The organism is Sphingomonas sp. QA11 (assembly GCF_028473665.1).
Taxonomy (GTDB): domain Bacteria; phylum Pseudomonadota; class Alphaproteobacteria; order Sphingomonadales; family Sphingomonadaceae; genus Sphingomonas; species Sphingomonas phytovorans.
Genome location: NZ_CP098774.1, coordinates 2,749,400 through 2,771,027, shown reverse-complemented (window position 1 = coordinate 2,771,027; position 21,628 = coordinate 2,749,400). Strand labels below are relative to the sequence as shown.

21 protein-coding genes and 1 other annotated feature are annotated in these 21,628 nt (G+C 63.5%); of the genes, 14 read left to right on the top strand and 7 right to left on the bottom strand.

Annotated features, from left to right (window positions below):
* Positions 1–63 precede the first annotated feature (63 nt).
* The 7 genes from NDN01_RS12865 to galU all read left to right on the top strand — a co-directional run bounded on the left by NDN01_RS12865 (position 64) and on the right by galU (position 6,121).
* Positions 64–663, top strand: coding sequence for an FKBP-type peptidyl-prolyl cis-trans isomerase (locus NDN01_RS12865; protein WP_272627964.1), 600 nt, complete (start codon positions 64–66; stop codon positions 661–663).
* A 64-nt stretch (positions 664–727) separates the two neighbouring features.
* Positions 728–1,351: an FKBP-type peptidyl-prolyl cis-trans isomerase gene (locus NDN01_RS12860; protein ID WP_272627963.1), complete on the top strand. Its 624-nt coding sequence runs from the start codon at positions 728–730 to the stop codon at positions 1,349–1,351.
* Between the two features lie 119 nt (positions 1,352–1,470).
* Entirely contained in the window at positions 1,471–2,880 is a 1,410-nt protein-coding gene (locus NDN01_RS12855) for a cytochrome ubiquinol oxidase subunit I (protein ID WP_272627961.1), read from the top strand.
* Entirely contained in the window at positions 2,877–3,884 is a 1,008-nt protein-coding gene (cydB, locus tag NDN01_RS12850; RefSeq protein WP_272627959.1) for a cytochrome d ubiquinol oxidase subunit II, read from the top strand. Before NDN01_RS12855 ends, cydB begins: the two co-directional genes overlap by 4 nt.
* Positions 3,884–4,003, top strand: coding sequence for a DUF2474 domain-containing protein (locus tag NDN01_RS12845; protein WP_272627957.1), 120 nt, complete (start codon positions 3,884–3,886; stop codon positions 4,001–4,003). Before cydB ends, NDN01_RS12845 begins: the two co-directional genes overlap by 1 nt.
* Before the next feature lie 113 nt (positions 4,004–4,116).
* Entirely contained in the window at positions 4,117–5,133 is a 1,017-nt protein-coding gene (locus NDN01_RS12840) for an acyltransferase family protein (protein ID WP_443025230.1), read from the top strand.
* Positions 5,134–5,251: 118 nt separating this feature from the next.
* Positions 5,252–6,121, top strand: coding sequence for a UTP--glucose-1-phosphate uridylyltransferase GalU (gene galU / locus NDN01_RS12835; RefSeq protein ID WP_272627955.1), 870 nt, complete (start codon positions 5,252–5,254; stop codon positions 6,119–6,121).
* A 19-nt stretch (positions 6,122–6,140) separates the two neighbouring features.
* On the opposite strand, the gene NDN01_RS12830 is transcribed toward galU, so the two are convergent.
* The 3 genes from NDN01_RS12830 to NDN01_RS12820 all read right to left on the bottom strand — a co-directional run bounded on the left by NDN01_RS12830 (position 6,141) and on the right by NDN01_RS12820 (position 9,253).
* On the bottom strand, positions 6,141–7,139 hold the full coding sequence (locus tag NDN01_RS12830) for an SDR family NAD(P)-dependent oxidoreductase (protein WP_272627953.1): 999 nt from the start codon (positions 7,137–7,139) through the stop codon (positions 6,141–6,143).
* Between the two features lie 278 nt (positions 7,140–7,417).
* A complete protein-coding gene (locus NDN01_RS12825; RefSeq protein ID WP_272627951.1) occupies positions 7,418–7,858 on the bottom strand; it encodes a hypothetical protein in 441 nt (146 codons plus the stop codon).
* 166 nt (positions 7,859–8,024) lie between these two features.
* A protein-coding gene (locus NDN01_RS12820; protein WP_272624721.1) for an IS3 family transposase occupies positions 8,025–9,253 on the bottom strand; the annotation gives its coding sequence in 2 pieces (ribosomal slippage) (positions 8,025–8,965 and positions 8,965–9,253; 1,230 coding nt in all).
* Positions 8,856–8,972: a sequence feature (AL1L pseudoknot), on the bottom strand. It overlaps the preceding gene by 117 nt.
* A 520-nt stretch (positions 9,254–9,773) precedes the next feature.
* On the opposite strand from NDN01_RS12820, the gene NDN01_RS12815 reads away from it, so the two are divergent.
* The 7 genes from NDN01_RS12815 to NDN01_RS12785 all read left to right on the top strand — a co-directional run bounded on the left by NDN01_RS12815 (position 9,774) and on the right by NDN01_RS12785 (position 17,871).
* On the top strand, positions 9,774–11,066 hold the full coding sequence (locus NDN01_RS12815) for a sugar transferase (RefSeq protein WP_272627949.1): 1,293 nt from the start codon (positions 9,774–9,776) through the stop codon (positions 11,064–11,066).
* A 7-nt stretch (positions 11,067–11,073) separates the two neighbouring features.
* Positions 11,074–12,363, top strand: a complete 1,290-nt coding sequence (locus NDN01_RS12810; protein WP_272627948.1) for a glycosyltransferase family 4 protein — start codon at positions 11,074–11,076, stop codon at positions 12,361–12,363.
* Positions 12,364–12,394: 31 nt separating this feature from the next.
* Positions 12,395–13,171, top strand: coding sequence for a metallophosphoesterase family protein (locus NDN01_RS12805; RefSeq protein ID WP_272627947.1), 777 nt, complete (start codon positions 12,395–12,397; stop codon positions 13,169–13,171).
* A gap of 89 nt (positions 13,172–13,260) precedes the next feature.
* Entirely contained in the window at positions 13,261–14,301 is a 1,041-nt protein-coding gene (locus tag NDN01_RS12800; protein ID WP_272627945.1) for a UDP-glucuronic acid decarboxylase family protein, read from the top strand.
* 18 nt (positions 14,302–14,319) lie between these two features.
* Entirely contained in the window at positions 14,320–15,801 is a 1,482-nt protein-coding gene (locus NDN01_RS12795; protein WP_272627943.1) for an oligosaccharide flippase family protein, read from the top strand.
* The gene (locus tag NDN01_RS12790) at positions 15,794–16,873 is read left to right on the top strand and encodes a glycosyltransferase family 4 protein (protein ID WP_272627941.1); all 1,080 of its coding nucleotides are present in this window, start codon (positions 15,794–15,796) and stop codon (positions 16,871–16,873) included. The genes NDN01_RS12795 and NDN01_RS12790 overlap by 8 nt, the downstream gene beginning before the upstream one ends.
* Positions 16,874–16,956: 83 nt before the next feature.
* Entirely contained in the window at positions 16,957–17,871 is a 915-nt protein-coding gene (locus tag NDN01_RS12785; RefSeq protein WP_272627939.1) for an NAD-dependent epimerase/dehydratase family protein, read from the top strand.
* A 3-nt stretch (positions 17,872–17,874) separates the two neighbouring features.
* Here the strand turns inward: NDN01_RS12785 and NDN01_RS12780 are convergent, their stop codons facing one another.
* Genes NDN01_RS12780 through NDN01_RS12765 form a run of 4 tightly spaced genes read right to left on the bottom strand, consistent with a single transcriptional unit; the run spans position 17,875 to position 21,594 of the window.
* Positions 17,875–18,708, bottom strand: a complete 834-nt coding sequence (locus NDN01_RS12780) for a glycosyltransferase family 2 protein (RefSeq protein WP_272627936.1) — start codon at positions 18,706–18,708, stop codon at positions 17,875–17,877.
* Complete coding sequence (locus NDN01_RS12775) at positions 18,705–19,286, bottom strand: putative colanic acid biosynthesis acetyltransferase (protein ID WP_272627934.1); 582 nt, start codon at positions 19,284–19,286, stop codon at positions 18,705–18,707. Before NDN01_RS12775 ends, NDN01_RS12780 begins: the two co-directional genes overlap by 4 nt.
* Positions 19,287–19,288: 2 nt before the next feature.
* A complete protein-coding gene (locus tag NDN01_RS12770; RefSeq protein WP_272627932.1) occupies positions 19,289–20,461 on the bottom strand; it encodes a glycosyltransferase in 1,173 nt (390 codons plus the stop codon).
* Positions 20,461–21,594 (bottom strand): glycosyltransferase family 1 protein, encoded by a 1,134-nt coding sequence (locus tag NDN01_RS12765; protein WP_272627929.1) that lies wholly within the window; start codon positions 21,592–21,594, stop codon positions 20,461–20,463. The genes NDN01_RS12770 and NDN01_RS12765 overlap by 1 nt, the downstream gene beginning before the upstream one ends.
* Between the last annotated feature and the right edge of the window lie 34 nt (positions 21,595–21,628).

Genomic DNA, 21,628 nt, shown 5'->3' with positions numbered 1-21,628 from the left:
TCCGCGCTTCCTGTCTTCTCAATCCCGGCCGCCCTTTCAGGCGCCGGTTAAGGGTGCCCGACGATGTCCACGATCACCGCAGTGCCGCTGCAGCCCACGAAGCGGAGCATTCTGGTGTATCTGTGGATCGGCATCCTCGCGGTGGTGCTTGCTGCCGGTTGGCTGGCGACTCGTGGCACGGCCGAGGTCGTCGCGCTCAAGGGATCCAACGCCCAGTTCCTCGCCTGGAACAAGGGCCGCCCCGGCGTGGTCGAAACCGCGTCGGGTCTGCAATACAAGGTGCTGAAGGCCGGCGAGGGCGCGCTGCCGACGAAGAGCGATATCGCCGGTGTCATGTATGTCGGCCGGCTGCGCGATGGCACGATTTTCGATGCCTCGCAGCAGCCGACTCCCATCCCGCTCTCGGGAGGCGGCGCGATTCCGGGGTTCGTTGAGGCGTTGAAGCTGATGCCGAAGGATGCCAAGTATCGGGTTTGGCTCAAGCCGGAACTGGCCTATGGCGAGCATTCGCCCGATCCCGCCAAGATCCCGAACGGCTCGATCCTTGTCTTCGACGTCGACATGCTCGGCTTCATTCCCGAAGCTGTCTATCGCCAGCAGATGATGCAGCAGCAGATGATGCAGCAGCAAATGCCCCAGGGCGGTCCGCCGCCGTCGCGTTGATCCGCCGATCCCCTTTCCAGCTGCCGCGCGGCCTGCCGCGCCGCGGCGCTTAGGAACATTTCCGATGGCCACCATTCCGCCGACCGCCAAGAAGCCTTTCGACACCAAGCCGATCCTTTATGTCGTGCTCGGCATCGTCCTGGGCGTGCTGGCCACCCTCGGCGCGATCCAGGGCATGGCCTGGTGGAAGGTGCAGAACGATCCGGTGGTGGTTTTCCTCAAGAAGAACCGCAGCGACAAGGCCGTGGTCGAGACGCCTTCGGGCCTGCAGTACAAGATCGTCACGCCGGGCAAGGGTGGTCCGAAGCCGACTGACGCTGACGTCGCCCTGGTCAATTACGAGGGCAAGCTGACGGACGGCACCACGTTCGACAAGTCGCAGCAGCCGACGCCGATGAAGGTGAACGAGGTCGTTCCCGGCTTCTCCGAGGCGCTGAAGCAGATGCCCAAGGGCTCGAAGTATCGCTTCTGGATCAAGCCGAGCCTCGGCTATGGCGACAAGGCGACGGGTCCCATCCCGGCCAATTCGGTGCTGGTGTTCGACGTTGAACTGCTCGATTTCCTGCCCGAGGCAGTGATCCGCCAGATGCAGATGCGGCAGCAGATGCAGGGTGCGATGCCTCCGGGCGCTGGCGCCTCGCCGGCAGGAACTGCACCGAAGCCGGCGGAGGCTGCACCGAAGAAGTAACGGTGGCGCACCCCGCAAGAGGTGCGGCGGCGTGTCCGGCGTGACCGGCTAGCTGCATCGGTTACACTTGCGCCCCGGCGCGGGCAGGCGCAAACTGCTCGAACGAGGGGGAAACACCCATGTTCGACGCTGTCGATCCGATCATCCTGGCCCGCGCTCAGTTCGCCTTCACCGTCAGTTTCCATTTCATCTTCCCGGCCTTCACGATCGGGCTGGCGAGCTATCTCGCGGTGCTCGAGGGGCTGTGGCTGCGGACCGGCAGGCAGCTCTATCTCGACATCTTCCGCTTCTGGCTGAAGATCTTCGCGGTCACCTTCGCGATGGGCGTCGTCTCGGGCATTGTCATGTCCTATCAGTTCGGCACGAACTGGGCGGTGTTCTCCGACAAGACCGGACCGGTGATCGGGCCGCTGATGGCGTATGAAGTGCTGACCGCCTTCTTCCTCGAGGCTGGCTTTCTCGGGGTGATGCTGTTTGGCATGGAAAAGGTCGGCCGCAAGCTGCACTTCGCCGCCACCTGCCTAGTCGCGGTCGGCACCGCCATTTCGGCCTTCTGGATTCTCTCGGCGAACAGCTGGATGCAGACGCCCGCCGGCTATGCGATGAACGCGCAGGGCCAGTTCGTCATGGCTGGGTCCTGGGCGGCGGTGATCTTCAATCCCAGCTTCCCCTATCGCCTCGTCCACACAGTGATCGCCGCCTATCTGACGACCTCGCTCGTCGTCGGTGCCACCGGGGCGTGGCACCTGCTGAAGGACAGCAGCGATCCGCATGCGCGGAAGATCTTCTCGATGGCGATGTGGATGGCCGCGCTCGTCGCCCCGATTCAAATCGCGGCGGGGGACGCGCATGGCCTGAACACGCTTGAGCACCAGCCGGCCAAGGTCATGGCGATGGAAGGACATTATAACAGTCATCCGAACGGCGCGCCGCTGATCCTGTTCGGCATCCCGAATTCGAAGGAGAAACGGATCGACTATGCGGTCGAGATTCCAAAGGCGTCGTCGCTGATCCTGAAGCACGATCTGAATGCGCCGCTGGCCGGGCTCGATACCATCCCCGAGGACCGGCAGCCGCCGGTCGGCATCGTGTTCTGGTCGTTCCGGATCATGGTGGGCCTGGGCTTCGCGATCTTCGGGCTCGGGCTGTGGAGCCTCGTCGCGCGTTGGCGGGGCAAGCTCTATGACTGGCGCTGGCTGCACCGTGCCGGGGTTCTCATGGGGCCGGCCGGCTTCGTCGCCGTGATCGCCGGCTGGGTCACCACCGAGGTCGGACGGCAGCCCTGGACCGTCTATGGCCTGCTCCGCACGGCGCATAGTGCCTCGCCACTGGCGGCGCCGGCGGTGGGCGCGTCGCTGATTGCCTTTGTGCTGGTCTATTTCGCGGTGTTCGGGATCGGTGCCTGGTACATCCTGAAGCTGATCGACAAGGGCGTGGAACCGGGCGAGCCCGAACTCGGCAATGCCCCGATCCGCACCGCCGGCATCGCCCCGGCGCCGGCGCAAGATGTGACGGGGAGGGCGTCATGACCTATAATTACGATCTGGCGATGATCTGGGCCTTCCTGATTGCTTTCGCCGTGTTCGCCTATGTCGTCCTCGACGGCTTCGACCTCGGCATCGGCATCATCTTCCCGGCGTTCGGCGTCGGGGAGGAGCGCGATGTGGCGATGAACGCAATCGCGCCGGTGTGGGACGGCAATGAAACCTGGCTGGTGCTCGGCGGGGGAGGGTTGATGGCTGCCTTTCCACTTGCCTTCGCGGTGCTGATGCCGGCTTTCTATCCGCCGATCATCGCCATGCTGCTCGGGCTGGTGTTCCGCGGCGTCGCCTTCGAATTCCGCTGGCGCGATCCTCGGCATCGGGCTTTCTGGGACTTCGGTTTCACTGCGGGGTCGATCGTCGCGGCGTTGGCGCAGGGCGTCATTCTCGGCGCGCTGCTGCAGGGCGTGAAGATAACCGGGCGCGGCTATGGGGGTGCCTGGCTCGACTGGCTGACGCCGTTCAGCCTGTTGACCGGCGCCAGCGTGCTCGCGGCCTATGCTCTGCTGGGGAGCTGCTGGCTCATCGCGAAGACCGAAGGGCAGGCCCAGAAGCAGGCCTATCGACTCGCGCGGCGCTACGGGGTGATCACGCTGATCGCCATCGCCGCGGTGAGCGCCGCGACGCCATTCCTGGCCCATGACTATTACACGCGCTGGCTGACCATGCCGGGCATCCTGTTGACGGCGCCGGTGCCGGTCCTGGTTGCGCTCCTCGGCTGGATGTTCTGGCGCGCGCTGGGCCGTGGAGCTCAGTCAGCGCCGTTCCTTCTGGTGCTTGCGCTGTTCGCGCTGTGCTTCGTCGGGCTGGGCATCAGCATGTATCCCTATATCGTGCCTGCTCAGCTAACGATCTGGGACGCGGCGGCACCCGAATCGTCGCAGGTCTTCATGCTGATCGGGGCGGGTGTGATGCTGCCGCTGATCCTCGGTTATACCGGCTGGGCCTATTGGGTGTTCCGCGGCAAAGTTGGTGCGCACGGCTATCATTGATGCAGGCAGACACCGCCCCTCTGTGGAAACGGCTCGCGTGGATGGCAGGGATCTGGGCCGCCAGTGTCGTTGCGCTCGGCATCGTGGCGACTCTGCTGAGATGGTGGATCAAGGGCTGAAGCGCGTCTTCCTCCCTCGCTGGCGGCATGCTAGGGCCTGGCTTATGGGGGAACAATCGAGCGGCACTGTTGGGGACGGGCATCTCGCCAGGCTGGATGTCCTGCGGTTCCCGTTGATCGTCCTGATCGTCTATCTCCACGCCTGCGGTTTCACCGCCAACTTCGCCGACGGTGCTCGTGCCCTGACTGACGCCCGAATCGTGGCGACCGTCCAGACCGTCACCGGGTCGATCGCGCGAGTAGCGGTACCGCTCTTTTTCCTGATGTCGGGCTTCCTGTTCTTTCGGGGCGTTCGCTTCTCCCTCGCCGCATACCGCACCAAGCTGCGGGCGCGGATACACAGTCTGCTGATTCCCTTTCTTTTCTGGAACCTCGCGCTGTTCGCGCTGGTCGCGGTCGCTCAATCGGTTCCTGTTCTGGCGCCCTTCTTCAACAGTCAGAATCTGGCCTTCCGTGACATGTCGATCTTTCAGATGGTCGATGCGGTGGTCGGCCTGACGCGTTATCCGATCGCCTATCAGTTCTGGTTCATCCGGGATCTGATGCTGCTCGTCCTGGTGTCGCCGCTGATCTGGGCAGCCGTACGTTATCTGGCATGGCCGATGCTGGCTTTGCTGGCCGTTCTCTGGCTGGGTTATGTCTGGCCCTTCCTCATGCCTGAGGGCGAGCCTGTCCTGTTCTTCTATGCAGGCGCAATGGTCGCGATTCGTGGTGGCTCTCTGTTTGCCGTGGATCGGGTGAGCTGGTGGATTACACCATTGTTCCTGCTCTTGCTCGGCGCTTTCGCGACGAGGCATGGTGGGGAGTGGACGAATTACCTGCTCCGGCCTGCCGTCGCGATCGGCGTGGTGCTGGTGTTGAAGGCGAGCCGGTGGATGGCCGAGTCCGAACGTCGGCGCGATGTGCTTGTCCGGCTCGGGGCAACGTCGTTCTTCGTGTTCGCCGTTCACGAGCCGCTGGTTACGGTCGGCAAGAAGCTGGCATTCCGGATGCTGCCCTTGACCGCTCAGTCCGTGCTGACCGTTTATGCGCTGCTGCCCATCCTGGTGATCGGAATGGCTCTCTCGGCTTATTGGCTGCTGTTGAAGACGGTACCTGGCTTCCTTCGATTCATCACCGGCGGCAGGTGAGTCGGTGCTTTGATGAGAATGTCGACACTTCCCTTTGGCATGGGCGCCGACTAGGGGCGGACGGGCACTGAATCCTTCAGTGCGACACCGTTGTTTCCAGCTTGAGAAGAGAGACAGGATGCCGATCAAGCCGCTACGCAAGGCCGTATTCCCCGTGGGTGGCTTGGGTACGCGTTTCCTGCCCGCGACCAAGGCGCTGCCCAAGGAGATGCTGCCGGTCGTCGATCGTCCTCTGATCCAATATGCGGTCGACGAGGCGCTTGAGGCGGGCATCGAACAGATGATCTTCGTCACCGGTCGCGGCAAGTCGGCGATCGAGGACCATTTCGACATCGCCTATGAACTCGAGACGACGATGGCGCATCGCGGCAAGTCGATGGAGTTGCTGCACCAGACCCGTCTGAAGCCGGGCGCTGTCGCCTATGTGCGGCAGCAGGAACCGATGGGCCTTGGCCACGCCGTATGGTGCGCGCGCGACATCGTCGGTGACGAGCCGTTCGCGGTGCTGCTCGCCGATGATTTCATGGTCGGGAAGCCCGGCTGCCTGAAGCAGATGGTCGATGCCTATATGCAAGTCGGCGGCAACATGATCTGCGCACAGGAAGTGCCGGAAGACCAGACCCATATGTACGGCGTGATCACGCCGGGTGCGCGGGACGGGGCGCTCACCCAGGTCAGGGGCCTGGTCGAGAAACCCAAGCCAGGTACCGCACCGTCCAACCTGTCAGTGATCGGCCGCTATATCCTCCAGCCGGAAGTGATGCGCGTGCTCGAAACCCAGGAGAAGGGCGCAGGGGGCGAGATCCAACTCACCGACGCGATGGCGCGGATGATCGGCGATCAGGCATTTCATGGCCTGACCTTCGATGGTCGCCGCTACGATTGCGGTGACAAGGCGGGCTATATTCAGGCCAACCTGGCACTTGCCATCGGCCGTGAGGATATCGGGCCGTCGGTACGGGCCTTCGCGATCGACCTGTTGCGCTGAGACCGGCGGTCAGCGGTCGTCAAACGCCGTGATAGTCGCGATACCACTCCACGAACAACGGCACGCCGACGTCGAGCGCCGTTGATGGCTCGAAGCCGATATCGCGCTGGATCGCGCTGATATCGGCATAGGTCGCGTGGACGTCGCCAGGTTGCATCGGTTCCATGATCTTGATCGCTTCGCGGCCGCACGCCGCCTCGATGAGGGAGATCAGGCGGCCGAGCTCCTCGGCGCGATGGTTGCCGATATTATAGATTGCGTGCGGCGCGACGCTGCCGCCCGCCTTGATCGAACCGTCATCGACAGGTGGCTTGCGCACGCAGGCCACCACGCCCGCCACGACATCGTCGATAAAGGTGAAGTCGCGTCGCATGTCGCCACCGTTGAACACGCGAATCGGTTCCCCGGCGAGGATCGCCTTGGTGAACAGCCACATCGCCATGTCAGGCCGGCCCCACGGGCCGTAGACGGTGAAGAAGCGAAGTCCCGTCAGCGGCAGTCGATAGAGATGTGCGTAGGTTTCGCTCATCAACTCGTTCGCCTTCTTCGTGGCGGCGTAGAAGGAGAGTGGATGGTCGACACGGTCTTCGACCCGAAAAGGGAGAGTCGTATTGGCACCATAGACCGATGAAGAGGATGCATAGACGAGATGCTCGGTCCGACGGTCCCGGGCGAGTTCCAGGATGTTGAGATGCCCGGCGATATTCGAGGAGGCGTAGGCGCGGGGATTCTCGATGGAATAGCGCACGCCAGCTTGAGCGCCGAGATGGACGATCCGATCGAATCGGGCCTCGGACAAGGCGTCGTCCAGGCTCTTCTGGTCGGAGAAATCTACCCGGGCGAACTGGAAACGGTCGCGATCCTGGTCGGTCAGGGCAGCGAGGCGAGCTTCCTTCAGCGCAACGCTGTAATAGTCGTTGAGGTTGTCGATACCGATGACAGTGTCGCCGTCCGCGATTAGGCGCCTGGCCACATGATAGCCGATGAAGCCAGCCACGCCGGTCACAAGAATACGCATCAGATCATTTGCTCCCCGGCTTCGGGCCTAGGAAGAGGTGGCCTGCTTGGCAAGCTGTTGTGGGTAGACATGAGCTCTAAGCGTGCGAGTCCCTGCCCGGACGGGGGCGTGGCGTCGATGGGCTGACGGTGGTCCCGCAGCGGACCCGCGCGGGAGTGCCAATTTGCATTCGTGCGAACCCGCCAGCTATTTCGCGACTTACGGCGACATCACAACGCATACGAAAAAGGGCCAGACTATTCGTCCGGCCCCCAATCGTCTGATGCTAGCGGCAGCGCTTACGGGCTGGCAGGCTTCGAGCTGTCGTTCTTGAACGCGAAGTAAGCGCCGAGGCCCGCGGCTACAATGCCCAAGCCGAGAACAACGCCGCCGCCGCCATGGCCGCCGCCTGCGCCGGCATCATCGGTGCCGCTGTCCTGTGCGAATGACTTCGGAGCGGTCGCGCAGCTCGACGAGCTGACCGAAAGCACCGAGGTCGGCGCCATCGTGTAGCTGCAACCCGGGAAAGCAACCTTAGCCTTGGCCTGGCCCCGCGTGACGACGCGATCGCCGGCATAGAGCGACTGGCCGGCGGACGCCGGGATCAGCTTGCCCTCGCGCGAAACGAACGTGCCTTCGCTGGCGGCCGTCAGCTTGCCGACTGACTGCTCGGCACCGGCAAACAGCGGTGAAGAAAGGCTCGCCATTAGGATGGCGGCGGTTACCCGCGAAAATCTCATTATCAGTCTCCTCCTGAACCGCTTGGAAGTAGGCTCACGACTTGGGATTAGCGTTAAGCCCGTATTTTGTCCACCCAAAACGTTCGCATTTGCACAAGTATCTCGAACTGATGCGGTAACACCACACTGAACCGCGCCGGGTCTGCCGGAGGCCTTGGGTTGTGAGTCACGCTGCCATATCGAGGTTGCTTGCGGCAGCATAATATTGATCTTCGGCTTCGGCAGGCGGGATGTTGCCGATAGGCTCCAGCAGCCGGCGATGGTTGAACCAGTCGACCCATTCGAGCGTGGCGTATTCGACGGCTTCGAAGCTGCGCCACGGCCCGCGCCTGTGGATCACCTCAGCCTTGTAGAGGCCGTTGATCGTCTCGGCCAAAGCGTTGTCATAGCTGTCACCGACGCTGCCGACCGAGGGTTCGATCCCGGCCTCGGCGAGGCGCTCGGTGTATTTGATGGACACGTATTGCGAGCCCCGATCGCTGTGATGGATGAGGCCGCCCCGATGGGCCGGCCGGCGATCGTGAAGCGCCTGCTCCAGGGCATCGAGGACGAAGCTGGCATGCGCCGTCCTGCTGGCCCGCCAGCCGACGATCCGCCTGGCGTAGGTATCGATGACGAAGGCGACGTAGACGAACCCCGCCCAGGTCGCGACATAGGTAAAGTCCGACACCCACAGCATGTTCGGCGCTGGCGCGTAGAACCTGCGATTGACGTGATCGAGCGGGCACGGCGCCGCTTTGTCACTGATGGTCGTGCGCACCGGCTTGCCCCGGATCACCCCTGCCAGGCCCATCTCGCGCATCAGCCGTTGCACGGTGCAGCGCGCTATCGGAAAGCCCTCCCGCATCATATGCCGCCAGACCTTGCGTACGCCGTAGACCGCGAAGTTCTCGGCAAATACGCGCGCGATCTCCGGCTTCAAGGCGACATCGCGCTGCGCCCGCGCCGACAGGCGTGTCGGATCCTGTCGCTGCGCGACGCGCTCGTGATAGGTGGATGGGGCGATCGGCAGAACGCGGCAGATCGGCTCGACCCCATAGGCATCGCGGTGATCGTCAATGAAAGCGATCATCGCCGGAACGGGCGGTCGAGCTCCGCCTGCGCAAAATATGCCGACGCCTTGCGCAGAATCTCGTTGGCCTGCCGCAGCTCACGGACCTCGCGCTCCAGCGCCTTCACCTTGTCGGCAACCTCGGTCGGGACGCCCGCCCGCTTGCCGCTGTTCACCTCGGCCTTCTTCACCCACTCCAGCAGCGTGTGGCCTGAACAACCGATCTTCTCGGCAATGGATATGATCGCTGCCCATCGCGACGGGTGATCGTGCTCGTGATCCAGCACCATCCGTACCGCTCGCTCGCGGACCTCAGGTGCAAACTTGTTCGTCGTCTTGCTCATACAGGCTCCACCTTCTCAGGAGTTGGAGCCTCCGGCAAACCCGGAGCGGTTCACACCGCGCAAAAGGTTTCTCGCAATAGCGCGCGGCTACGTATGACGATTCTATCCCAAACAAAAGGTTAAGTAGCCCAGGACATGGTGGTGAGGGTCCTCGCTCACGCGTTTCAAAGGATGCCGTTTCACGGCGAATCGCGGCGTCCTATGGCATCTTTGCTCCGGTAGACCCTGCCAGGCTTAAACCGTTACGGGGACGAATCGGAAGGATCAACACCTCCTGGGCGCTGCCTGGTGTCCGGGCGATATGCCGGCGCGGAGTGATCCTCGGCGCTTCCGCCTGTCCGAGCCCTTTTTTGTGGACAATATCTTCGCACTTGCGGGAGGTGGCTGGATTTGACCGTAGTTTTGGATCAAGGACGGACGCGATAGCGGAGCGTATGACCAGTGCGTTACGTTCGTTGACATTCACGGCTGGAGCTTCACGATGGCATCTGTTTCGGGGCGACGGGATCGAACCTGAATCATGCTGATGCAACGCAACCTTTCCAGCCTGGTCGGCAACATGCGATGGATTTCATCGTTACGCGTGCAATTGTGCGTTGAGATATTGCTGGGCGTGCTTCTACCGCTCGCTGCGCGATATGGGCTTCATTCGAATTATGACCACCACCCGTCGGCGCCGGCGAGCTTCGTTCTCTCGATCTTCAGCGTGGTCAGCGCTACGCTGCTCTCGCGACGAATAGGCGGCTTCCCAGGGACGCGTACATTCATCTACGTGTTGCCCACTTTCTCCATGTCTTTTGGCCTTGCGATATTGGCCGCGGTCGTACTGCGTCTCGACTATAATCGTACTGTCCTCATCGCGAGCTTCACTTTGAGCATCGCCGCTGCCTACGCCCTTGCCTATCTCAGCGCGCGCCGGGCTGTTCGGCGTTTCCATGTCGTGCCGGGCGGCAGGACGGGTTTTCTGGAGGATATCGAGGGAGCGGAATGGTTGCCGCTCGTGAGGCCCGTCGTCCCGGTCGGCCGAGACATCATGATCGTGGCCGATCTCCATCACAATCTGGACTCCCCGTGGGAACGGATGCTTGCCCAGGCAGCGATCAACGGCGTTCCGGTCTACCATGTGAAGCAGGTTCGGGAACTGCTTACGGGACGCGTGCAGATCGACCATCTTTCGGAGAACAGCTTCGGCTCGCTTTTGCCGAATCTGGCCTATCGCAAGCTCAAGCGCCTGATCGATCTCGGCGCATGTCTTGTCGTGTTGCCAGCCCTGGCGATCGCGATGGCGCTGATCGCCGTCGCAATCCGCTTCGATTCCCCCGGCTCCGTCTTCTTCCGTCAACGCCGCATGGGATATCGCGGTCGACCGTTCACGATGATCAAGTTCCGCACCATGAGACCCCGCGAAGACGAGGGCGACCAGGATGCACGACGGAAAAGCGCGATCACGAGAGACGACGACGATCGTATAACCCGCATTGGTCGCTTCCTGCGGCGCACCCGGCTCGATGAATTGCCGCAGATCCTGAATATCCTGGCGGGCGACATGAGCTGGATCGGTCCTCGCCCGGAAGCAATCGACCTGTCTACCTGGTACGAGGCGGAAATCCCGTTCTATTCGTACCGACACATCGTCCGGCCCGGCATCACCGGTTGGGCACAGGTGAATCAGGGCCACGTTGCCGATCTCGCCGAGATCAACATGAAGCTGCAATATGATTTCTTCTATGTGAAGAACTTCTCGGCGTGGCTGGACGTATTGATTACGATGCGAACCGTGGTGGTGATGCTCAATGGTTTCGGCTCGAAATAGCCTAGCCATGGTTTCAGATTCTGCCGGGGTTCCAGATTTTCCGAAGGACGATTCGGCGCGTGCCGGGGGCGGTCGCCGAATCGTTTTCGTGAACCGCTTCTATGCACCCGATCATTCGGCGACCGCGCAGATACTGACCGACCTCGCCGAATATCTCGCCGGGCGGGGTTGGGAGGTGGAGATCGTCACCAGCCGGTTGATCTACGGTACCGCAGGCACCAGCCTGCCGCCGCGACAGCGGATCAACGACGTCACCGTTACCCGCGTTGCGACGGTGAACGGCGCGACTCTGGGGCTGGTCGGGCGGTTGCTCGCCTATCTGACATTCTATTTCAGTGCGGGCTGGGCGCTGGCGCGGTGCCTGCGTCCCGGCACGATCGTGGTCGCCAAGACAGATCCACCCCTGATTGCCCTAGTTGCCTTGGTGGCGTGTCGGTTGCGAGGTGCGAAGCTCGTCAACTGGGTACAGGACCTCTATCCTGAGATCGCCATCGAGATGGGGATGAGCGCCTTGCGCGGGCCGGTCGGTGGAGCGTTGAGCGCCTTGCGCGACGTTGCCCTGCGACGGTCCGCGCTCACGGTTGCGATCGGGCAGCGGATGGCCGATCGGATCGCCCGCCACGGCGTGTCCCCTGACCGGATCGTCACCATCGCCAACTGGAGCGATGATGAGGCGATATCCCCGTCCGTGACGAACAGCCCGGCGCTGCGCAAGGATTGGGGGCTGCCGGCGGATGCTTTCGTCCTGGCCTATTCCGGCAATCTCGGCCGGGCGCATGAGGCGGATACCTTGTTGGCCGCGGCAGTGCTGCTCGCGCGTCGATCCGATATCTGGTTCCTGTTCGTCGGTGGTGGGCACGCGCAGGCCGAATTGCGCCGCAACGCGATGGCTGCCGGGCATGAGCATTTCGTTTTTCAGCCCTATCAGCCGCGGGCTCGCCTGTCCGAAAGCCTGGCGGTGGGGGATGCCCATTGGCTGTCGCTCAGGCCCGAATTCGAGGGGCTGATCGTTCCCAGCAAGGTGTTCGGAATCGCCGCCGCAGCGCGGCCGATCGTCGCGGTATGCGATCCCGCGGGTGAAGTGCCGGCGATGATCGCGGAGACGAGGGCAGGGGTGTCGGTTGCGCCCGGCAATGCGGCCGGACTCGCTGCGGCGATCGTCGCCCTCGCGGACGACAGGGCGGCATGCCGCGCGATGGGCGATCGTGCGCGCGCCATGCTGCAGCGGCGGTATCAGCGCCGCACTGCACTGGATCAATGGGCGCTTGCGCTTGAGACTCTCGCCGAGCGGGACTAGCTGCGGCTATAGGGTGCAAAAGGTTCGAACGATGTTCTCGCGTTTCAGGCAATCGCGCGCCAGGCGCACTGGCCCCAGGGAATGGCGGGGACTTTCGGGCGCGCGCGCTTATGCCATCGGCGACGTTCATGGCCGGCTCGATCTGCTCGAGCGAATGGTCGCAACGATTGAACGGGACCGGCGGGAAAGCTCACGCGCTCGCGACTATCTGATTCTCCTGGGCGACCTGATCGATCGTGGCCCGGATTCGCGTGGTGTCATCGAATTCCTGATGCGGTTGCCGTCGGACGGGCTCCGGCCGGTGTTCCTGATGGGCAATCATGAAGAAATGATGCTCCGTGTCCTTGGTGACGAGCCGGAATCGTTGAGCCAGTGGCTGACCTATGGCGGTTATGAATTCGCGCAGAGCTATGGCGTGGAGGTCGGCAGGCTCGCGGTTCTGGCGCCGGCCGACGCTGCCGACATGATTCGCGCGGCCATTCCGCCGTCTCATTTCGCCTTCATCGAAGGATTTGCCGACAGCTTCACCTTCGGCGACTATCTGTTCGTCCATGCCGGGCTCCGTCCCGGCAAACGCCTCGACGCTCAGGATACGCACGATCTTCGCTGGATCCGCGACGAGTTCCTCAATGACGAGAGCGATCACGGATGCATGGTGGTCCACGGTCACACTATCTCGGTTGAGCCCGAGGAGAAGGAAAACCGAATCGGGATCGATACCGGTGCCTACCAGACGGGCATTCTGACTGCGGTGCGGATTGAGGGGGCGAGGCGGCGCATGATCAGGATCGAGGAGTGCGATCCATGATCCAGGTTAGTGAATGCTGTGCGGACGCAGCATTTTTTGTGCCCCTGCGGTCTGGTGCGACACGGTGTCAGCCTGTAGCAGCGGGATGATTGGGCCCGGACAAGGGTAAGCGACGCTTCGCGGTGTCGTCGGAACATAGGCCTGTTTTACAAGGCGGGGGCATCACTGACGTGGCAAGACTGTATAACAGCCGTAGGCGTATCATGGTCACCGGGGGCGCGGGTTTCGTTGGCTCCCACCTGATCGATCGACTGCTCGAACGGGGCGACGAGGTGCTGTGCGTGGACAATTTGTTCACCGGCACGAAGCGCAACATCGATCATCTCGCCGGGCATCCGCGCTTCGAATTCATGCGCCATGACGTGTGCTTCCCGCTCTATGTCGAGGTCGACGAGATCTACAATCTCGCCTGCCCGGCGTCGCCGGTTCATTACCAGCACGATCCGGTCCAGACGACCAAGACGTCGGTGCACGGGGCGATCAACATGCTGGGTCTGGCCAAACGGCTGCGCTGCAAGATCTTCCAGGCATCAACGAGCGAGGTTTATGGCGACCCCAGCGTCCATCCGCAGACCGAGGCCTATTGGGGCAATGTGAACCCGATCGGCATCCGTTCCTGCTACGACGAGGGCAAGCGTTGCGCCGAGACCCTGTTCTTCGACTACCACCGGCAGCACGGGCTGGAGATCAAGGTCGCCCGCATCTTCAATACCTATGGGCCGCGCATGCACCCGGCGGACGGGCGTGTGGTTTCCAATTTCGTCATGCAGGCACTGAACGGTGAGCCGATCACCCTATACGGCGACGGCCAGCAGACGCGCTCCTTCTGCTATGTCGATGATCTGGTGGCGGGATTTATGGCGTTCATGGACACGCCATCGGACGTGTCCGGTCCTATCAACCTGGGCAACCCGGTCGAGTTTACCATCCGCGAACTGGCGGAACTGGTGGTCGAGATGACCAGTTCGAAGTCTGAGCTGGTGTTCCGTCCGCTGCCGCAGGACGACCCGATGCAGCGCAAGCCTGACATCACGCGGGCACGCGAAACCCTGGGCTGGGAGCCCTCGATTCCGCTGCGTCAAGGGCTGGTCAAGACGATCGACTATTTCTCGCAGCTGCAGAAGGGCTGAGGCACAGCCGCCGCCAGCATGGCAATTCGCCGCAACAGTTTCGTCAATCTGACCGGTAGCCTGGTCGGCCTGGTGCTGTTCGCGGCGCTGACGCCGCTCTACTTCCATGTCATCGGTAGCGAGCGTTATGGTATCCTGGCGATCATCTGGGCGTTCCTGTCCTTCTTCGCCGCGTTCGATTTCGGCATGGGCTCGGCCCTGACGTTCAAGGTGGCGAGCGAGGTGCGCGGGGACGTGCAGCGCCAGGCCGAATATTTCTGGACGGCGATGTCGATCAGCCTGCCGGTCGGCCTGGTGATGGGCTCGATCCTGTTCGGCCTGGTCGGCGGCGGACTCGGCAGCCTGTTCCATCTGTCGGAGGCGGTGCAGGCTGAACTGATCCATTCGGCGCCAGCCCTGCTCGGTATCGGCGCCTGCACCATCCTGTTGTCGACCGCCGGCGGGCTGCTGCGTGGGCGTGAATATTTCGTGACCAATGCCGTACTGACGGCACTGGCACTCGCGCTGTCCATCCTGCTGCCGGTCCTTGCCGCGGTGTTCATCGCCCCTGCGCTGGACATCTTGATCCTGGCGATGCTGACCAGCCGGATCATCGTGGTCGGTTCGGCCATTCTGTTCGGGCAGTTCGTGGTGCTTGAGGGACGACGTCCGAAGGTCTCGGCGAGCGCCGCGCGGTCGCTGGTCGGCTATGGCGCCTGGTCGTCGCTGAACGGGGTGATCGAACTGACGATCTCCTCGGCGGATCGCTTCATCATGGGGGCCGTCGCCGGCCCGGCAGCGGTCGGCTATTATTCAGTGCCGTCGAGCGTGATCGCCCGGGTAATGATCTTCCCGACCAGCATCGGCGGCGCGGCGCTGCCCCAGCTCGCCGCCCGGCCGCCAGAGGAAGAGACGATCCTGGCACGCAAGATCATCCGGATGGTTGCGATGATGACGCCGTGCTTCGTCGCCGGCATCTTCCTGGCCGAGCCGTTCCTGCGCCTATGGATGGGGGCGTCGTTCGCGAAGGTGGCGACCCTGCCGATGCAGATACTGCTCCCGGCCTTCTGGCTGGAGGGGATTTCCGCGATCCTGTTCTATCGCCTGCTCGCCCAGGGACGGCCCCGGACGAGCGCGATGGTCGTCGCGATCATCCTGCTGCCCTATTGCGCGCTGATCTATTATCTCGCCGGCATCTGGGGCGTGGCCGGCGGTGCCGCCGGCTATCTCGGCCGCAACATGATGTTCGTCGGTGGGCGGGGTACCGCAACCCGCGCCTGGCGCATGCTGGCGGAAACGGTCGGGGTGGATTTCGTTCTGCTGATCGTCGCGCTTGCGGCGTGTGTTCTGGCGCTGCCGGCTCAGCCGCCGCTGGCGGTCGGGGTGATCATCACTGGTGCGTCGATCGCGCTCACCCTGAAACGACGACCGCCCGAGTTCGACCGGATGGTCCATGATTTCGCCCGCCGTATCGGTATCGAACGACCGATACCCGCCGCTGGAGGCGGCACTGATGTCTGATTCCCTTTCTGTATTGCTGGTGGGCTATGCGCATGGCGAGGGCGGGGTGACCACCCACACGCACTGGCTTGCCCATGGCCTGACCCAGCGCGGCCACAGGGTCCGGGTGCTGTCGCCCGTGCCACCGCGCGACCTGCCCGAAAGCCCCTGGCCCGACCGTGGCTATGCGGTCGATCACTATGGCGACGCAAAGGATGCGCTGCGTGGCTTCAAGGCGCTGGGCAAGGACCGGTTCGACGTCGCGGTGGTGGCCGGCACCGGCTGGAAGGCGATGGGCGGTGTCCTGGCCAATCGCCGGATCAAGCGGCGCATCTTCTTCGAGGTGATGAGCGGCGATGCGATGGGCAAGATCGACCCGCGCCGTTTGGTCCACGCCGGGTTCGACGCGATCGTCAGCCTGGCGACCGCGGTCGAGGACAAAGTGTGCAGCGAATTCCACTGGCGCGGAAAACGCACGATCATCCAGGCGTTGCCCGAACCGCTCGAGCAGCGGGCGGCGATAGCGGACCGCGGCGTGGTCGCGCCGGCCATGGGCAAGATTCGCGCAGTCTATTTCGGCCGGATCGTGCCGCATAAAGGCGTCGGCTTCCTGGTCGATCGATGGGCGGCGCTTGCGCCCTATCTCCAGTCGATCGACGTCTATGGCACCGGCGAGGAGCGCGGGGTGCTCGAGCCGCGCGTCGCGGAGCTTGGCCTGTCCGATTCGATCCGCTTTCATGGACGCTACCCGGACGGCCAGGCCTATGTTGACCTGCTGCAGCAATACGACTTGCTGCTGTTGCCGACGGTCGGGCAGGAGGGTGGTCCCCTGGTGCTGCTGGAAGCGATGGCATGCGGGACGCCGTTCGTTGCGAACGGGATGGGCGGCGTGCCCGATTTCGACAATCAGGACTGCCGGGTGAGCAAGGATATTTCGGGGTTCGTCGCCAAGGTGGCGGACATTGCCGGCGCGATGGCGGCGGGCGAGATCGACGGGTCGCGGCTGCAACGGCATTATCGCGACAATTTCTCCTTCGACGTGCTTGTCGGTAAATGGGAAAGCTATTTCCGGTTCCTGGTGAAGGGCAAATAGCGGCTCCCGGAGATTATTTGCTCGCAATCCGCGGGTCGTTGGCAGAGACGCGGTGGGTTCGTGCAGCCAAGGGGTGATCGGCAGTGAAGCAGGCGGCAGTTCTTGGTGCGGCGGGATTTGTCGGCCGCCACACCGCCCGGGCGCTGGCCCGGGCCGGTTACGACGTCGTCGGCATCGGCCATGGCAGCTGGCTTCGCGACGAATGGCGCGAATGGGGCCTGCGCGAATGGCATGTCGCCGACATCGGCATGGAAGCGCTGATGACCTATGCCGGCGATCCAGAGATCCTGGTGCAATGCGCCGGTAGCGGCTCGGTCGCCTTTTCGATGACTCATCCGGCGCAGGATTTCCGGCGCAGCGTCGATTCCACGCTGGCCGCGCTGGATTTCGTGCGGCTGCAGGCGCCCGAATGCCATTTCGTCCTGCCGTCCAGCGCGGCGGTGTATGGCACGGTGGACCGCATGCCGATCGCGGTGGACGATCCACTACGGCCGGAATCGCCTTATGGCGTGCACAAGACCATCGCCGAGGACCTGTGTCGCTCCTATGCGCGCACCTTCGGCGTTCGGGCGGCGATCGTCAGGCTCTTTTCCGTCTACGGCGTCGGGCTACGCAAGCAGTTGCTTTGGGACAGCTGCACCAAGTTGACTCAGGGCGAGGCGCGCTTTGCGGGGACGGGTGAGGAGCTTCGCGACTGGCTCGACGTCGAGGATGCAGCCGCGCTGTTGCTGCGGGCGGCGGAGCGAGCGAGCCCCGATTGCCCCATCGTCAATGGCGGCACCGGGCGAGCGGCAAATGTCCGCACCATCGTGGAAGGGCTGGCGCGGGAACTGTGCGTCGACACATCGCCGGTCTTTTCGGGCCAACGCCGCAGTGGCGACCCGATCGGCTATGAGGCGGACATCGCCGGCGCGCTTGGATGGGGCTGGCGCCCGGAACGATCGCTTGCCGACGGGCTTGCCAGCTATGCCGCGTGGTTCCGCGACGAAGCGCGTTGATCCTCAGGCGTCGCCGCGCGCGCCCAGGATCTTCAGCCGGATCTCATAGAAATAGAGCATCTTGAGGAAGGCGTGGTGGAACCCAGCCCCACCATCAAGGAAACCGAGCTTCAGGAAATAGGTCCCGGCAAAATAGGCCGGCGCGAACCACCAGCGTGAGAGGTTGCGATACTTTGTACGCTGGCGCGGGGTGAGGGCAGCCCAGGCCGCATCGCCGCGCGTCATCAGGTCGGCATGGCGCTTGGCCTCCCAACTGGCATAGGCGTTGTGGCGGGCGATGTAGTGGTCGATCCCGCGGAAATCGAGATGATCGATCGGCGACTTGATCTCGCCGATGGCGCCGTCGAGCATGGGATGCTCGTGCACCTCCATGTCGAGGTTGCTCCAGCGCTTGTCGTCGATCCGCTCATAGTGGCCGGCGCCCACGCGGAACAATGCGAGCTTGCGCTGCGGCACGCCGTGGCGAAGCACCCGGCCCATGAAATGGTTCGTGTAGTTCAGCCAGAAGCCGACTTCGGGCCTTTCACCGGCGAGAGCCTGGCGCAGTTCTGCGACGAAGGCGTCGGTCAGCCGCTCATCGGCGTCCAGGAACAGCACCCAGGGCGTTGCGGGCGGATGGTTGGCCAGTACCCAGTTGCGCTTCTTGGGGAAATCCCCCGACCAGTCGAAATCGATCCAGCGCGCGCCGTGGCGGTCGGCGATGGCGCGCGTGCCGTCGGTGCTGCGCGAATCCACCACCCAGGTCTCGGCGAAGGAGCCGAGCCGCGACAGGCAGGCATCGAGGTTGCGCTCCTCGTTGCGCGTGGGCACGACGATGGTGATCGGTAGCAGAGTCATCGGTCGCCGATCCTGCGGGCCGGATTGCCGGCGATGATCGCGCCGGCGGGCACGTCCCGCATGGTCACGGCACGGGCGGCGACGACGGCGCGCGCGCCCACGGTCACGTCCGGGCCGATGAAGCAATCGGCGCAGAGCCACACCTCATCCTCGACCGTGATGGTCGAGCGAATCAGCGGCATGCGGGGATCGCGGAAATCATGTGTGCCCCCGCACAGATGCGCTCCCTGCGAAATGGTCACGCGCCGGCCGATCGTCATACCGGCGAGATTATAGAGGATCGCGCGGTCGCCGACCGACGACCACTCGCCGATCTCGAGCTGCGATGGCAGGAAGATGCGCACAGTAGGGTAGATCTGGCAGTTCCGCCCGACCTTCGCCCCGAACAGTCTCAGCCAGGCAGCGCGTGCGCCGAAGAAAGGGCGCGGGATCACGCGGAAGACGATGCTGCCGAACGCCCAGGCGATCCGGGCGATGCGCTCGGACGGCGTATAGTTGGAGATTCGCCGGTTGCCCGCGATGTCGAGAGCAGAGGCGGTGCCCGGCGGTCCCGGATCGCGTGCTGGTTCGTCCGGCATGGTCAATCGGCGACGTGGTGGGGGCGCGGCCCCCGGCCCGAAAGCCAGGTGAAGAGGCCGATATGCTGGTCGACGATCCGTTCCCAGGTGAATCGCTCCTCGACCAGCCGGCGGCCCCGTTCACCGGTCTCAGCGAGAGCGGAGGGCTGATCGAGATGATAGGCTAGGGCGACGGCGAGGGGTTGCGGCGATGTTTCGATCCGGTACGCGCCGCCTGCGACAAAGCCCTCCGGGATATTGCACGCATGTGTCATCAGGACAGGCTTGCGGTGTGCCCAGGCTTCCAGCACTGTCATCGGCATCCCTTCGCTATAGGAGGGAAGGATGAAGGCGTCGCAATTGGCATAAGCGTCCTGCTTGGCCGATCCGAACAGGGGACCGCTGAATTCGACATTGTCGAGTTCTCGTTCCCGCGCGAGTCGAACGAGGTGCTGGAGATGGTCGCCATCATCCCATCCAGCAATCTGCAGGACCCAGTCGTTGCGGATCGTCGGCGATTTGGCGGCTGCGATCGCCCATGCATCGATCAGTTCGGCGATCCCCTTCTTAGGATGAATGCGGCCCAGGAACAGAAGGCGTTTGCGCGTCGTGTCGGCGGGCTTGGTCGGGACATAGTCTGCCCCCGGCAGCGAGATGCCGTTGGGGATGACGGCGATCGGTACGCCCAGGCCGAGGGCCTCGATCGCGTCGGCTTCCGCCCAGCACAAGGCACGGAGGACGCCGGCAGATCGGAGATTGGCATTTTCGAACGCCCATTTCGCGACGCGTTTCTTGATCTGGCTGTTCCGCTGGGCCCAGGGGTCGAGCATGCCGTGCGGAGATATCACCAGGGCACCGTCGTTCTTGCGGTTCCAACTGCGCGCCGCAATGGATGTATGGTTCCACAGGCCGTGCAGGTGAAGCGCGTCAAAAGCTTTGGTATCGAGTTCCCGGCTCAGGCCTGGAGCGAACCCGAAACGTTTCGGGCCGATCGACGGAAAGGCCCGGAAGTGACTGACCTCCCACGCATCGCGCGTCGTCGTCAGTGCCGGGTCAGTTACGCCGTAGACGGAAACGCTATGGCCGCGTTCGCGCATCAGGTTGGCGGGGAACCTGACCGATTCAAAGAGGCCGCCAGCTTCCGAGCTGAGCGACGTGGTAAGGATGCCGAGGTTCAGCGGTACGACGCCGGTCATTACGCGGGCATCCTGCGCATGGCGAAGTTCGTCACGGCGCGAGCGAGGAGCGACGGTTTCGCGCGGGGTGCCGCCACCGCAAAACGCGCGGCGCCGGCCATGCCTCGGCCAAATCGTTCCGGCGCGCATTCGGCCACCAGTCCAACGCTTGCCTCCCGCATCGCGCTATCGTCTTCCACGGCCGCGATATCCTTCATCGCGTTGGTCAGGGCTTCGACGTCGTGCGGCGGAAAGGTGAAACCATTCACGCCGTTCCGAACGAGAACGTGCGCGCACCCGCACCGATCGGATACGATCACCGGCAAGCCCGCCGCCATCGCTTCGTTCACTACGAGGCCCCATTGCTCGACCGTGCTGGCATGTACGAAACAACCTGCCGTTCCATAATAGGCCGGTAGCTCATCATACTGCCGGAAGCCGGGCATATGCACATGCTGCTTCAGCCCCAACGCCCGCCGTTGTCGTTCGAGTGACTCACGCAGTTCGCCGTCGCCCAGCAAGATCAATGGCCAATCGGCAGGATCATCACCGCGCCCGTTGCGGAACCGGGCATAGGCTTCGAGCATCAAGGCGAGGTTCTTCTTTGGAATGAAGCGATTCGAGGCGAGAAAATATCGACCACGCGCACTTTCGGGAAGTGGAATGCCGTCATCGCCGGCGGGCATCGGGGCAGCCTTGGCAAGGGCCGCCTTTGCGCTGAAATAGTCATTATCGACCACATTGTATCCGCGGAAAATCGCGTCGCGCGGCAGGCCCAGGGTGCGAAGATATTCAGCCTGGCCGTCATTGGTGCAGAGGCCGGCGGCGAAATATTCAAAGATGCGACGCTTCAAATATTCGGTGCCCCATTTGCGCTCGAAATCCCATGGGTTGGTTTCCGACATGGCGATGACGGGAATGCCGCGCGCGACTGACCAGCTTGCAAGCGCGAGCGCCATATTCGAAGACCATCCGGGAACCGCGACCGCGTCGGGCCGGAAAGGAGCCACCTTTGCCTCGATCGCGGCAAATATGTCGGCCGGTCGGGCGGTGTTCTTGTCAGTGCTCAGAACGACCCGTGCTAGGCCGGCGGGCACCTCCGGAGAATCCCACGCATAGAGCGCACTGGTCGAGGCGCGTTCGATGGCCAGCACCTCGACCTCACGCGCGGCCGCGTTGAGACGGGCG

Coding starts and splice junctions, on each gene's coding strand:
- NDN01_RS12865 (WP_272627964.1), top strand. CDS start 64: ATGTCCACGATCACCGCAGTGCCGCTGCAGCCCACGAAGCGGAGCATT.
- NDN01_RS12860 (WP_272627963.1), top strand. CDS start 728: ATGGCCACCATTCCGCCGACCGCCAAGAAGCCTTTCGACACCAAGCCG.
- NDN01_RS12855 (WP_272627961.1), top strand. CDS start 1,471: ATGTTCGACGCTGTCGATCCGATCATCCTGGCCCGCGCTCAGTTCGCC.
- cydB (WP_272627959.1), top strand. CDS start 2,877: ATGACCTATAATTACGATCTGGCGATGATCTGGGCCTTCCTGATTGCT.
- NDN01_RS12845 (WP_272627957.1), top strand. CDS start 3,884: ATGCAGGCAGACACCGCCCCTCTGTGGAAACGGCTCGCGTGGATGGCA.
- galU (WP_272627955.1), top strand. CDS start 5,252: ATGCCGATCAAGCCGCTACGCAAGGCCGTATTCCCCGTGGGTGGCTTG.
- NDN01_RS12830 (WP_272627953.1), bottom strand. CDS start 7,139: ATGCGTATTCTTGTGACCGGCGTGGCTGGCTTCATCGGCTATCATGTG.
- NDN01_RS12825 (WP_272627951.1), bottom strand. CDS start 7,858: ATGAGATTTTCGCGGGTAACCGCCGCCATCCTAATGGCGAGCCTTTCT.
- NDN01_RS12815 (WP_272627949.1), top strand. CDS start 9,774: ATGCTGATGCAACGCAACCTTTCCAGCCTGGTCGGCAACATGCGATGG.
- NDN01_RS12810 (WP_272627948.1), top strand. CDS start 11,074: ATGGTTTCAGATTCTGCCGGGGTTCCAGATTTTCCGAAGGACGATTCG.
- NDN01_RS12805 (WP_272627947.1), top strand. CDS start 12,395: ATGTTCTCGCGTTTCAGGCAATCGCGCGCCAGGCGCACTGGCCCCAGG.
- NDN01_RS12795 (WP_272627943.1), top strand. CDS start 14,320: ATGGCAATTCGCCGCAACAGTTTCGTCAATCTGACCGGTAGCCTGGTC.
- NDN01_RS12790 (WP_272627941.1), top strand. CDS start 15,794: ATGTCTGATTCCCTTTCTGTATTGCTGGTGGGCTATGCGCATGGCGAG.
- NDN01_RS12780 (WP_272627936.1), bottom strand. CDS start 18,708: ATGACTCTGCTACCGATCACCATCGTCGTGCCCACGCGCAACGAGGAG.
- NDN01_RS12775 (WP_272627934.1), bottom strand. CDS start 19,286: ATGCCGGACGAACCAGCACGCGATCCGGGACCGCCGGGCACCGCCTCT.
- NDN01_RS12770 (WP_272627932.1), bottom strand. CDS start 20,461: ATGACCGGCGTCGTACCGCTGAACCTCGGCATCCTTACCACGTCGCTC.